Source organism: Paenibacillus sp. MMS18-CY102, assembly GCF_009789195.1.
Taxonomy (GTDB): domain Bacteria; phylum Bacillota; class Bacilli; order Paenibacillales; family Paenibacillaceae; genus Paenibacillus_T.
In genome coordinates this window covers 14,044-26,857 of record NZ_WSTC01000042.1, presented here as the reverse complement: position 1 = coordinate 26,857, position 12,814 = coordinate 14,044, and the positions used below count along the sequence as shown (strand labels likewise).

General features: G+C 43.4%; 15 protein-coding genes and 1 pseudogene. 3 read left to right on the top strand and 13 right to left on the bottom strand.

The genetic code is table 11. The features are described 5' to 3' along the window. Positions 1-89: 89 nt before the first annotated feature. The 4 genes from GON22_RS22845 to GON22_RS22830 all read right to left on the bottom strand — a co-directional run bounded on the left by GON22_RS22845 (position 90) and on the right by GON22_RS22830 (position 2,088). Complete coding sequence (locus GON22_RS22845) at positions 90-314, bottom strand: hypothetical protein (protein WP_160398420.1); 225 nt, start codon at positions 312-314, stop codon at positions 90-92. Positions 315-364: 50 nt separating this feature from the next. Further along, positions 365-724, bottom strand: coding sequence for a DUF3139 domain-containing protein (locus tag GON22_RS22840; protein WP_160398419.1), 360 nt, complete (start codon positions 722-724; stop codon positions 365-367). Between the two features lie 82 nt (positions 725-806). After that, the gene (locus GON22_RS22835; RefSeq protein WP_160398418.1) at positions 807-1,499 is read right to left on the bottom strand and encodes a YjjG family noncanonical pyrimidine nucleotidase; all 693 of its coding nucleotides are present in this window, start codon (positions 1,497-1,499) and stop codon (positions 807-809) included. A gap of 244 nt (positions 1,500-1,743) precedes the next feature. After that, positions 1,744-2,088, bottom strand: coding sequence for a n-acetylglutamate synthase (locus tag GON22_RS22830; RefSeq protein WP_202113459.1), 345 nt, complete (start codon positions 2,086-2,088; stop codon positions 1,744-1,746). 181 nt (positions 2,089-2,269) lie between these two features. On the opposite strand from GON22_RS22830, the gene GON22_RS22825 reads away from it, so the two are divergent. Further along, on the top strand, positions 2,270-2,638 hold the full coding sequence (locus GON22_RS22825) for a hypothetical protein (protein WP_160398417.1): 369 nt from the start codon (positions 2,270-2,272) through the stop codon (positions 2,636-2,638). A 105-nt stretch (positions 2,639-2,743) separates the two neighbouring features. On the opposite strand, the gene GON22_RS26815 is transcribed toward GON22_RS22825, so the two are convergent. From GON22_RS26815 to GON22_RS22785, 9 genes and pseudogenes are all read right to left on the bottom strand, one after another. Continuing rightward, positions 2,744-2,842 (bottom strand): GNAT family N-acetyltransferase, encoded by a 99-nt coding sequence (locus GON22_RS26815; protein WP_442954399.1) that lies wholly within the window; start codon positions 2,840-2,842, stop codon positions 2,744-2,746. Further along, positions 2,839-3,033: a hypothetical protein gene (locus GON22_RS25840; protein ID WP_202113458.1), complete on the bottom strand. Its 195-nt coding sequence runs from the start codon at positions 3,031-3,033 to the stop codon at positions 2,839-2,841. The genes GON22_RS26815 and GON22_RS25840 overlap by 4 nt, the downstream gene beginning before the upstream one ends. A 4-nt stretch (positions 3,034-3,037) precedes the next feature. After that, a complete protein-coding gene (locus GON22_RS22815; RefSeq protein WP_160398416.1) occupies positions 3,038-3,556 on the bottom strand; it encodes a hypothetical protein in 519 nt (172 codons plus the stop codon). A gap of 63 nt (positions 3,557-3,619) precedes the next feature. Next, a complete protein-coding gene (locus tag GON22_RS22810) occupies positions 3,620-3,799 on the bottom strand; it encodes a hypothetical protein (RefSeq protein WP_160398415.1) in 180 nt (59 codons plus the stop codon). Positions 3,800-3,860: 61 nt separating this feature from the next. Next, positions 3,861-4,340, bottom strand: coding sequence for a hypothetical protein (locus GON22_RS22805; protein ID WP_160398414.1), 480 nt, complete (start codon positions 4,338-4,340; stop codon positions 3,861-3,863). 37 nt (positions 4,341-4,377) lie between these two features. Continuing rightward, positions 4,378-4,791, bottom strand: coding sequence for a hypothetical protein (locus GON22_RS22800; protein ID WP_160398413.1), 414 nt, complete (start codon positions 4,789-4,791; stop codon positions 4,378-4,380). Between the two features lie 636 nt (positions 4,792-5,427). Continuing rightward, a pseudogene (locus tag GON22_RS22795) lies at positions 5,428-6,787 on the bottom strand (ABC transporter permease); the annotation flags it as partial. A 581-nt stretch (positions 6,788-7,368) separates the two neighbouring features. After that, positions 7,369-8,748 carry a S41 family peptidase gene (locus GON22_RS22790; protein ID WP_160398412.1) on the bottom strand — a complete coding sequence of 460 codons (1,380 nt, stop codon included), beginning with the start codon at positions 8,746-8,748 and terminating at the stop codon, positions 7,369-7,371. Between the two features lie 44 nt (positions 8,749-8,792). Continuing rightward, positions 8,793-10,598: a serine hydrolase domain-containing protein gene (locus tag GON22_RS22785; RefSeq protein WP_160398411.1), complete on the bottom strand. Its 1,806-nt coding sequence runs from the start codon at positions 10,596-10,598 to the stop codon at positions 8,793-8,795. 155 nt (positions 10,599-10,753) lie between these two features. On the opposite strand from GON22_RS22785, the gene GON22_RS22780 reads away from it, so the two are divergent. Next, positions 10,754-11,461 carry a response regulator transcription factor gene (locus GON22_RS22780; RefSeq protein ID WP_160398410.1) on the top strand — a complete coding sequence of 236 codons (708 nt, stop codon included), beginning with the start codon at positions 10,754-10,756 and terminating at the stop codon, positions 11,459-11,461. A 1-nt stretch (position 11,462) separates the two neighbouring features. Then, positions 11,463-12,800 (top strand): HAMP domain-containing sensor histidine kinase, encoded by a 1,338-nt coding sequence (locus tag GON22_RS22775; RefSeq protein ID WP_160398409.1) that lies wholly within the window; start codon positions 11,463-11,465, stop codon positions 12,798-12,800. The last annotated feature ends 14 nt before the right edge of the window (positions 12,801-12,814 follow it).

Here is a 12,814-nt window from a genome sequence, read left to right as displayed (position 1 = left end):
AAGTCCATACGGAGAAACAAAAAAACACGCCGATTCGGCGCGTTCATATTGCCATAAAAGCAGATGCGGTTTAAGATCATTTCCTGTATTCACTTCACCCTAATCTTATAATACCTCGTCGCCATTTCATACAACACAGCATCCGCCGCTGCAGTAACATCGATAGCTTCGCCAGTCTCTGCTTCATATCTGTCACAAAGCATTTTCAACAGATTATCTTCTGCTAGTGCATTCGACTCCATCCACTCCATTTCGCCCTCATAAGCGGCACAAAGCTCTTTATCAGTCAACTTAGCGAAGAATTCCAAATCCATGCGTTCATTCCTCCTTAATGCAAAGCAGAGGTTACACCGGACGCAGCCTCCTACTCTGCATGCTTAAAGTTCTTATCTTCCTTTCCTCCCGGAGCGACACCATTCTGATAAACGCCCATGGTTTCTGATTTGTAATCATACTTGTAGTAATACTTCACATCAGGTTCGTCATGGAATTGAACGCTAATCACATATGGATCATAACCAAACAGCTTACTCTTCCAGTGATACTCCACATTAATTTGATAGTCAGTTGCTTTCATTTTTTTATTTGTAAGATGCTCTTCTACTTTGCTTCTTACTGCATCTAAATCTTCATGATTATTCAATTGATTATATGGATAAACGACACCAACTATTAAAACCGTAATAATTAAAAGGATTATTGAGAAAAGACGCTTCTTTTTCAATACCTTTGGCCTCCCATGCATGCATGCTTACTTGCTTGCTACTTTCAATCCTCACACTCCAATTTGCATTAACTCTATCCCGTTATACAAACTGCAATAGCTCTTGTAACTGGTTTATTATGTACTTCGGTTGATGTTCATTGGACAAGGATTGGCCGTTACTATTATAAAAACAAAAGTCCACCGCTGCATTACGAGCGCCGTGATAATCATCAGCCAACGAATCACCAATGAATAGCACTTCATCGTTGGACAGCCCCAGTTCATTTAATGAAATATCGAATATTTCTTTTCGGGGCTTTCTAACACCCGCTTCGTCGGATACAACAATTGAATCAAATAGGCCAAGAATATTCCCCGCATCTAATCTTTTTGTTTGTGCCTTATGAAGGCCATTCGAAATGATGCCAAGCTTATATTGTGGTTTCAAATATTGCAAAACTTCTTCTGCTCCATCCTCAAAAATGCAAGTATTGCAGAAGTACTCCCAATACGTGTTAGATAACAGCTCATGCTGAGAATGATTTGAGTTAAGGGAGTCTCGAAAGGAATGAATTAATACTTCTTCAATCGAATGATGTGATCCCGTCTTATTTACAAAATTCATCCAATGCCTATAATTATGCTGTGTATATGACTTCCAAAACTCTTTCCACTTCTCATCTTCACCAACAAAAACATGATGGTCCTGGAGCGTTCTCTTCATTGAACTGATTTCACTTAGCGAATAATTTAACAACGTATTATCTAAATCAAATAGAATCGCTTTATACACAGGAGTTACCTTCTTTCGCTTAAGAGCATTATTTTAATATGAAATGAAGGAGGCCAGGATCTGCTCGGACGAACGAGAACATAAGTACCGCATCACTACACGTATAACCGATATTCCAGGCTTTCCCCTGCCTACGTGGGAGGATGTTAAGGCTCGGCAGTACGATAAATGGGACCGTACTCCTATCATAATCGACACCGCCCATCAAACCGTGGGCGAAAGCTTGGGGATGTTACGTGATCGGTTATACCTCCTCAATGATGGAACATCCTCTTGAGCGGTCTTTGCACGTCCATTGCCATTCTTCATGCATTTTCAATTTACCGTTTGCTAATACTTCCGGTTTAGACAAACAATTGCCCGTCATTACTTCATTGTTTTCATTGATATGATGATAGCTCATTTCGAGGTTTCCAACTTCATTAATTATGGCTATTAAATGCCCAACAACGATCCCGCCCCCACAATAATCTGCCCAAACCCTATTTTCTTTCTGAAAATATTTAAAAATCGTTTCTTGGTTCACCTCACCATTAGCTGTGTTTTGCACGGTTCTAAATATTCTTCCATTGTAATTAATTGAATGCAATTTCGGGTCTCCTTAACTATTAAATTCCATTACGCATTATTTTCCATTTCCTAGAATTGTACCATCTCTAAACCATTTCATCTAGATAAATGGTGTTCCGAGCTGCCAATTGACAGCGAAGCTAGCTGTGCCTTATCATACTCACCAAAACAACTAAGGATAAACGAAGGAGCGATTGTACATGTCTACAATGGATACCATTCAACAAGCGAATGCGCAAATTGCTGCGCTTAACGCATTAGTAGCCCAGCTTCGGGCAATCTGTCCAGCTGATAGCAATGATGTAGTAGCAGTGCCGCAAGACATTCAAGTTCAGGTGCAGGCAGCGGGCATCACCATCGATACAACGCAAGATATTACGGGAAATATCATCAAATTGTGGATCGAACAACTGAATAACCAAATCGATTCCCTGAACAGTAGCCAACAATTAAATATGATCAAACTTCAGAGTGAAATGAATAAACAAAATGAAGCTTACGAGCTCCTCTCGAATCAAATGAAACAAATGCAAAATGCAACCCAATCGATTATTAACAATATGAGATAAGCGAGAAATCAAACAAAAACCGCACTGCCTCTAATGGCAATGCGGTTTTGGGCTTATTGGGCAATCAACCTTCTTTACACAAATAAATCAATGTGAGCCTCCCATTCACTTCGATTTCCTTAAATTTCTCATAACCCAATCTAATATAAAAATAGCCATCATTAATTGCTTCCCGATTCCTCGGTTTTGAAATGCTGGCTTCACGATAAGCTTGCCGATTGTGCGTCAAACTCTTGCTCCAATTCACTCAAGCTTTGCTTCAGTGGCGGAATCATTACTTGATAAATTTCTGCTTCACTCTGATAAGCCTCGTACTGCAACTTGAGGATATGGGGCAAATCTGCTCTTTCTGCTTTTGCATACGTGATACCTTGTTCATCAAATGACCGAATCAAATGATCACCGCCGGATTTTTTTCATTAATTTCTTTATCGTAAAACCTAACCAAATGAAGAATATAGGCGATAAGTTGATAACAAACGTTATGGAAGAAATTGAAATGCTATATTTATTTAATACGTCCAAAAGTTCTAATCTATTAAAGATAATATACGCAGCGAATAAAAATGATTGATACACCCCATATAGAACCCATATCATTTCGGGCGGAAGGAAAGAGTAATCACTTTTTTCAGTATCAGTAATATCGTAGCTAGCATCATTAAAAGAATCAACAAAACACAAAGCCCAAACGATAATGCCGATCAAGCTAATGACCAAATAGCTCATTGCCCTTCGCGCCGTTGAGTCTTCTTCATTCACGTATTTGTACCCTAGCCCTATATAAACGAGTGGTACGGCAACCAATACAAAGCCAATAAAGTACAAATCCGAATATCGATCGAGTACAAAATAAATAAAGATCGCTATCACACATAATGCGCAATGCACTAAAAATATTTTAATTGTATTGCTCATTTCTTCCCCCAGTTTTATAGGCGTAGATATAAAATAAAGCCGCTTAATCGCGGCTTTTCAATCCTACAGGTCTAACCAGATCAGCTCTGCAACAGCGAGGCATGCTCCCACCGCATTCGCAACGATGAAAAACCACTTCCGTGCCGTTTTGCTTATTGGCTCCAATGATGTAATCAACTGCCATGCTACAATACCATTCAGTACAACGAAAATAATGATCGCTAACCACCAATTTGCTGCCATCTTGATGTCACCCCCGAACCCCATTTTACGCAGTAACGCTATAACTGTCTATCATTGGAAACTAATTTACGATGAATGTATAGGGTTCACTAACGATTTGTTCCGCTTTATTTCCTTCATTCTCTAAACGAAATTCCACTTTCGTTTTGACGGTGTAACGGCCAGGCTTTGCAATCACATATTCATAATATTCTTTACTTCTTTGGCCCTTCCCATTGTTTCGATAGACTTCATCTGGCTGCAATTCCCTCAAATATCCAATATCGTTTCTAGCAAGTATATGATTTTGTGGCGGGATAAGCGTTCCTTCCGCATCAAAGATTTCATAAGTAAATATGTCTGACCCATGGGAAATCTTCACAGTGTGCTTGGAGCTATTTTTCAGAAAACCAATTATTTCAAAGGTTTCGTTAGCTTGAATATCCGAAAGTGTATCAATTCCAACTTCAAAATTATTTTCATGCTGTTGGGCCTCGCTTGCACACCCGAATAAAGCCGCAAATATAAATAGTGAACAAATGATTACGATTACTTTCTTCATTAAGATCCCACACTCCTGATCTGCCAGGATTCCATAACTAATAGCTCTTCCTGCGCAATTTCAAAGTTATTAATTCGATCAAACTAAACACCAATCCACTCATGGCTCCAATGCCATAAAAACTCATCATGTCTTCCGATACAAACATTTCGATAGAATGGTCTGGTTCAGAAACGAACATAAAAATAATGGTAACAACCAAGCCCCCAAGCATGTGAACAAAAACATAACTGCATGTATTCCATAACGTTCTTCTATTCGGATTTATATACTTCGAAATAATCAGTGATACAGGAATGCCGCCTAATAAATACAAAAAACAAAACATGATCGCCCCAAACAGCACCATCCCTATTATTTCGTCAGGGAAAAATACGATAACACATAAGAAAGACATCAGAAACATTGAAATAAACGCTGATAACAGCTTAACTAAAATACTCTCTTTCAAAATTATTCGTCCTTTCCATTACGCCATTCGAGGTTATTAAAACTTTTTCGAAACTCTATAATCAATCTTCGAATGGTTTCTGCCACCAATAAGGAAAAAGTACCAATTGTGATATAGAAAGGAATTGTAAATTCCCATATTCCAAAATCCCAAGAATATAGCCAACTATCCCCTTTTAAATATTGATCATGTATACTAACCACACCAGGCCACGTTGACGCAATAATAAAAACGAGGCTCAACATATAAAACTTCCACCCGGCCATTTTATTCAAATATTTGATCGAGTAGTAGACGGGAACGCAGACAATGAGTTTAAAAGCTATAGTTATACAATTATAGATTGTTTCAGCAGGAATGAATAATACAGGGGGAGCAATACTATAGTAATTACTTACAATGAAATAAATTGAAAGTATTAAGATTATGCTAATTAGTCCCTTCATTTTGCTCACCCCAACCTCAGCAGTTTATCGCAATCACCTTTCAACCTCCAAATTATACCATCAGCAAAACATTTCATCCATATCCAATGCATTGCAGTAAATCTCTTATTATTCATTAACCAAAAGAAAGAAGGCAGCGTCCACGAACACTGCCTTCTTCATCCCTCTGCTTTTTATTTGCTATCCCGCGCTATTCCACACTTTTTAACGACGCAATCATATTAATTTTGGACACTTTCCCCCTAAGCAGCAGGTTTGACAAAATCGTAAGGAAATAGGCAAGTACAGCGGCAGCCATCATAACACCAATATGGATGTGATCCGGAATTTGCTGATGCGTGCTCGATAATGCCTTAATAATCCACGCAAAAACATAGCCGCTTATCGGGAATGCGACAATGACTGCAAATGTGGTAATTACGATATTTTCAAAAAAGATGAACCGGTTTATTTTTTGTTTCGGATAACCCAACACTTTAAGCGTTGCAAGCTCACGGCTTTTCGCTCATAAATATTAATAGAGGAGATCGTATAGATAGCACCAAACGATAGGATGGCTGCACATATCATAAACATAATGAAGACAAAGCTATTCTGCTTCAAAATATATTGCGCGGACTTCTTAAGGTCGTTCTTGTCCGCAATCGTATCCACATGCTGCTCCTGTTCAAAGAAGTGACGAACATCGCTAAGCTGTGCCGAGCTATCCGCTTTAATTACAAGTGAGCTAGGGCTGTAGGCGATCCCCAAGCGCTCTAAATAAGCCGGCGTGCAATAAAATGAAGGATTCGAATATTGCGAGGATATTGTTGAAACCTTCATCTCGACTGTTTTATTGTTCAGCTCCGGCGCTGTAAACGTTAATTGGACGACATCCCCCTCTGTTATGCCGTATTCGTCAGCATAAGATTGTGGCACAAGCACCCCTTCATCTGCGAGCTGTATTCGATTGTCATTATCGTAGAAGAAATGAATGAGATTGTTGTCTTTTTCAGTAACGATTAAAGTGGCCTTTTCATGCTTATCTGCCTTTATGAATTCGACGGGAAAGTCAGATAACGAATAGCTTTGTTTAATGCCAGAGGGAAGCTTGGCCAAATTCGAAGAAGATGTTCCTGCCGCATAGTTTAGCAGGGACGTTTGCGTACCGAATGCCGTTATCAATAAAACTGTGCTTACAACAACACCGACTGAGCTTGCGAACGCTTTTTGTTTATTTAACAAGATATTTCTCACGATGAGTTTGTGCCGGTACGGAATACGGCCCCAAATTCGTAATCGCTCGATACACAGCTGTTTTATCTTCTTCGGCTTCCATTGTTTTGGATCGTCTCATTTATTTTCGAATAATTGAACGACCGCTCCTTCCTTGCTTGCCCCAACATAGTGAGCGATTTGGAATTTTCTTTAATCGATTGGCCTATTTTGTCCATATCGTAGCCTGCAGCTGCATCGACCATGATTTCGTTATAATAAAATCCGCCTAAGATTGCTGGTATTGACGCGTCGTTAACTTACGCTACCCCATAGGATTTATGGTCTTGGATGTCGTATAATCCATCTGATTATCCCAGTTATGATTCGGATTCAGCATCCCTCTGCAGGCTGCACGCATGCTAGACTAAAAGCCTGGCTGAATCTATACAAAAAAAGCCCAGGACATCCGTCCCGGGCTAGTTGTGCTTATTCAAATTATCCCTTATTTCCCGCAAAACCGTATCTATTCCTTCCATTCGCTTAATGATGGAATATTGATTTCCGATTACCCCATACAATCCAATGAAAAGAATAATAATAATTAAGATCTCCATATTCGCCTCCATAATTAAATTGATTAGATAACGAATAGTTTACCATTATTTCTTTTATATTAAAATAATGGTCATAGTAAGGTGTTCGATCTCTTTCAAGACAGCGTTGAAGGAGAAGCTTGCCCTAATCCACAAGAAAGGCATTGTCCCCATGCTCACGAACACGGAATGTGAATGCAGCACACAGCAAAATGTTCGAATGTTTCACTACACCAAGCCGCAGGCGCTGACGATTACGTTAGGCTGGTAATAGAGCTACATCCCTTACCCTTGCGCGCCGCAAGAGTAAGGGGTGTTTTTGGCATGCCGAAATATCTGCTTTACTGTTGCAGAAGCTTAATCGCCCGCTCTAAAACCGGGTCTGTGCGGCTTTCTATATCTTGCGTGCCAATGGCAATCGCCTCATCCGGCGCAAGCCCTTGCTGCTCGTACGAGACGCCATCTGCCGACGTATACCATTCCGCACTCAGGGTGACAATCCAGCCGTTCGGCAGCATATTAAACAACATGTCGGAGAATACGCCATACGTTTTCTCCCCTAAGAACACAGCATCCCCTATCCCCCGCAAGGCCATAGCAGCCGTTTCTCCCGCGCTTGCGGTGTAGGGGCTAGTCAAAACAATCAGCTTCTGCGCCCTTATGCTCGTTGAGGCAGGCACGACATAGATGGGTGCCGGCTCAGACAGCTCCCGGGACACCCCGGTTCGCACTTGTTTGTAATATGCCAATGAACGCGCCTCGGCAAGCCGGCTTGCTGCAGCAATGCCGAAGGCATCCGACCCGCCGCCGTTAAATCGCAAGTCTACGACAATTGCCGAACAGCCGGATAGCTTCCTAACGGCTTCATCCAGTGCCTTCGAATACTGCTCCTTCTCATAACGGTCAAACCCGTTCAGCGCAAGATAGCCCATGCCATCCCGAAGCCTCCCGGCCTGAATTAGCCCATCCATGCTGCTATGCTTCTCCCCTTGGATGTAGGATAAGGCATTCTTCATCAGCCGTTTCCGGTTATCCATATAGAAATGAAGCCGCTGCGGCTCATCTTCCATCGGTTTGGACGGAATGCTAGATAAGCCCATTCCCTTCAAAATTTGCGTATGCCCATCATGAAGAAGCTCGATCATCTCTTGCATCACCTTTTGCAGCTCTTTATTCGACGTATCGGAAGAAATTTTGGCCCTTTCTTTGGAATACAACGCTTGCCAGTCTGTCTTCGTAAGCCCGAATAAAACATAATTTTCGTTGAAAATTTGCCAGAAGGCCTCGAAGTTAGCGACCGGATCATCCGTGAATTTGCTAATCTTCACCTCAGGCAATGCATCGATTTGGGTAAAAAACTTCTGGTACCCGATATCATCCGTGAGCGTACCTTGTTCAAACTTGCCCATCGGAAGCCGTTTCCACAGCATGGCGTTCAGCAAAGCATGGCCGTGCAGCTTATCGATATACAAGTTATGGTCCTTCTCGATATGCCCGTACGCGAGCGGAATCAGGCTATCTTTAGTGTAATTATAAAACACAACAGCTTCCCCGTCGGTCTCGATTACATAGTTGTAAGCATCCGATTTCCAGTAGGCTGTTTTGTCAGGATCCAGATGCGGGCGAACGCCCTTGTGGAGCTGAAGATACACCAGTCCGGCAATTAAGCCGGCAAGAGCTAGAAGGCTAGCCAGAATCGCTATTTTCTTTACTCTCCTCATCTTATTCCCTCCTCCTCGTTATTCGCCTCACATTCACATGCACGCTAGATCTGGAAGAAATCCCACGCATAGAGGTAGGCAACATAAGCCACAGAAGCAGCCGTGAACACGTATTGCAGCCAAGCCACCTTCCGTTTGTTTATAAGCATAATGCCTATTCCGGCCACTTGGGCAAATACAAATAAGTAGGGCAGATGCATAGCCCAGCCCGCCCACCACGGGATAGCGTTGATGAACAATTCAACAGTAGACGCAATAAAAACAAAGTATCCGATAAACGCTAAGGATACGAGCGCGTCGAGCCATTGAAACCCGCCCGGCTTGCGCCTCATTTTTCGGATCAACCAACCGATGGCTGCAAGGAATAGCCGTGCAGGATAAACAAGCGCCAGCACCAAGAAGAGGGCAAGGTGCAAGAGCGGGCTGTACAACGGAGAGTTTTGGCGTTCATACATCATCGTAGGAATGGCACTCCTTGCTAAAACACGATGCTCAGTATCGATAAACAGCCGCTGGCCTTTATCGCTCTCCTTATAAAAGTAATTCGGGGCAATCGCCTTATACCGGTCGTTACCTACCATTAGAACCCCATCTGCAACGGCCTTCACGTGAATGGCTGACAAGTTTTGGGTAAAGTTGAGCGATCCCTTCATATGTGCCCGATTCGGGATATAATAGCCTTGCAATTTCATGAGATCCTCAAGAGATGGAACCGCCCCTTTGCCTTCAATTTCATGCTGCTTGGGATAAAATCGTTTCAGATACTCGTTAATCAATTGCTCGGCCGCATCCGTTCCCCCGCTAGCATTAGTTGCGATGAAGAGCCCTGTATTTTCCGAAGGAATGAGATACATATAGGCCGCAAAATTATCAATGCCCCCATCATGCTCAATTAACCTAAGCCCATTCTGATAACGTTCGAAGAACCCATACGCCATTCCTGGCATTCGCTTATCGACCGTAAACTGTGTCGCGTGCATCAATCGCGCCGTTTTCTCTGACAAAATGCGGCTGCCTTCGAAACTGCCCAGTTGCAGGTGGGCGATCATATAATGAGCCATATCCACTGCCGTTGCATTCATTGCCCCAGCAGGCAGATGATGAATATACGAATAAGGGGCAGCCGTATATTCCCCCTTTGAATACGAATAGCTCTTGGCTAAATTGGGATCTGCCTCAACCAAATGAAAGCTTGAACTCACCATCTTAAGCGGCTTGAATATGTTGTCCCTTACGTAGTCTTCATAGGGGCGATTCGAAACCCTCTCCACCAGATAACCTGCCAATGACATCCCTTGATTGCTATACGCAACCTGCTCGCCCTGCTGGCGGCAGAAAGCAGGCATATGGCTTCGTATCGCTTCCGCAAGCGTCACTTGCTTGCTCTTGTCGCGCCCAACCGCAAAGACCGATTCACAAAATCCGGCAGTATGGGTAAGCAACTCATGCGCCGTTATCGGCTGTTTGTTCCCGCCGCCCAAATCAAGTTCAGGGATATATGGTTTAATATCCGCATGAAGATCGATCTTGCCCGCTTCTTGAAGCTGCATGACAGCGGTAGCGGTTACGGTCTTCGAAATCGAGCCCAGACGAAAAATAGTCCGATTTGGATCAGTGGCAATTTTCTGTTCAAGATTCGCATATCCATATCCCTTTAACACTTGTGGCTTGCCGTCGCGCACAATCGCAACAGCCGCCCCGGGAATATGGTCCTCTTTCATTTTGCGTGCCATAAACGCATCAATAAATGCCTCTGCTTCACTAACTTGCGGAGCGCTTGCTTGAATCGAACCGGGCATAACGATACACGCCAATAATACGCAGGCTATTAGGCGAAACCATTTGGACATTAAACATTCCCTCCCCACTCATTTTCCTTATATGCAGTTTAGCAGCCCCTCCTTTCTCCCAACTGTCTGCAACCTTACTTTTACCTTACATGGAAGGAAACAAATGGTTTGAAGCGAAATGTAATGCTAAGATCACGCAGAGAGGAACATCCAGTATGGACATGACGATTCTGATCGCAGATGACGAGATTGAAATTGCAGAGCTGCTTCAGCTTTTTTTGGAGAAAGAAGGCTATCAGGCCATTGTAGCTTATAACGGAAGCGAAGCTTGGCAGCTGCTCCAGCATCGCTGCATCGATCTCGCGATTCTTGATATTAACATGCCGTTGATGGACGGCTACACCTTACTCAAACATATAAGAACGATTCACACCTTTCCGGTGATCGTCATTTCTGCGCGAAACAGCGACTATGACAAAATATTAGGGCTCGGGCTTGGAGCCGATGATTTCATCGCAAAACCGTTCAATCCTCTTGAAGTGGTCGCACGAGTACAAGCCCAGCTGCGGCGTGCGAACGAATTTAATAAGCCAAGCGTTCCGGAACAGCCTGCAGATACAACAACACTGGGCCATTTGGTTTTGAACCATTCATCTTGCACCTTGCTTCGGGGAGATGAGCCTATTTCTCTCACTTCATTGGAGTACAGGCTGCTAAAAACGTTCATGCTTTCACCCGGCAAAATTTTTACGAAGCAGCACTTATTTGAGCTTGTTTGGTCAGATCTGTACTTAGGGGACGATAACGCGATTATGGTTCAAATCTCGCGCCTGCGGGAGAAGATCGAGGAGCTGCCTAAACAGCCAAGGCATATCCTGACGGTGAGGGGGCTCGGTTACAAATTCCAAGCAAAGGAGGATTAGCTTGAAGCACAAACAAAGGCGGCTATTTGCCACCTTGACCAAATCTTATGTCCTATTTGGCATCACGGTCATGCTCTTGTATTCGACGCTTGGTTTCCTCATCCGTGAAGGGTTGGATCTAGGCAGAAGCCATGAGATTACGGCCGGCACGCTCGTTCGCCCTGATTATGAGCGCATTCCTTATGACAAAGTCGAAGGTGCTTCAGGCGCTATTCAAATCTTGGATGAACGCAAACATGTGGTTTATGCCAGAGGAGAAGTTAACGGGACGAAAGCGGATCGTTATTCCTCGGAAGAGCTGCTGCAATTGCTTGAAGACGGAACCGGTCGCCCTTATAAAACAACATTGGCTTCCTTCCCAAGCGAGTCTGGCCAAACCTACTATCTGCTTGCAATGATGCCTAAGCGCGGCGCTTATGTTCATCTCTATATTAATTTCGCCCTGCTGCTATCGTTTCTATTAGCTGTCTATCTGTTCAGCAGATGGACAGCAAATCGGATTACAGGCCCACTTGAGAAAATAGTGCGCGGAATTCGGAGAATGAGAGACGGCAAGTACCAAGAGCGCCTCTCCTATAAGTCCAATTATGAATTCGCGCAAATACAAGAGCATTTCAACCAAATGGCTGCAGCTCTAGAGCATGCCGAGCGAGAAATGAAAGAGCTCGAAGCGATCAAACAAAGAATGATGCTGGACCTGTCGCATGACCTGAAGACTCCAACTACGACAATCCAAGGCTACGCCAAAGCGCTGCAGCTAGGGATGGCAGACAATCCGGAGCGGCAGCAGCAATATTTGGACATTATTTATCGAAAGTCCCAAACCGTTACCTCGCTCATTGAAGATATGGTTCAGTTAGCCATGCTGGAGAGCCCCGACTATCCCTTTGCTTCAGAGCAGTGCGACCTTGCTGAGCTGCTGCGAAATCTAGCGATTGAATTTTATGATATATTCGAGAACAAAGGTTTTCAGATTGAAATCCACATTCCCGAAACACAGCTGTTTGTGCCCATGAACGAAAAGCTGCTGTATCGCGCGCTTTCCAATCTGCTTGCAAACGCCTTGCAGCATAATATCGAAGGGACGCAAGTTTCGATTCGATTGGAAGAAACTACGAATGCAGCACGCATCCTAGTATGCGATAATGGCGCCGGCATTCCTTCGGAACTGAGGGATACCTTATTTCAGCCTTTCGTGAAAGGGCCGATGACCCAAAGGACAGGAGGAACAGGGCTTGGCTTAGCCATCGCCCACCGGACAGTGGAGCTGCATCAAGGCTCTCTCCGATTATCGGATGAAGCTGCGCAAACCGTATTCGAGATTATTTTGCCGAAGTAAAATAGATCCCCAAG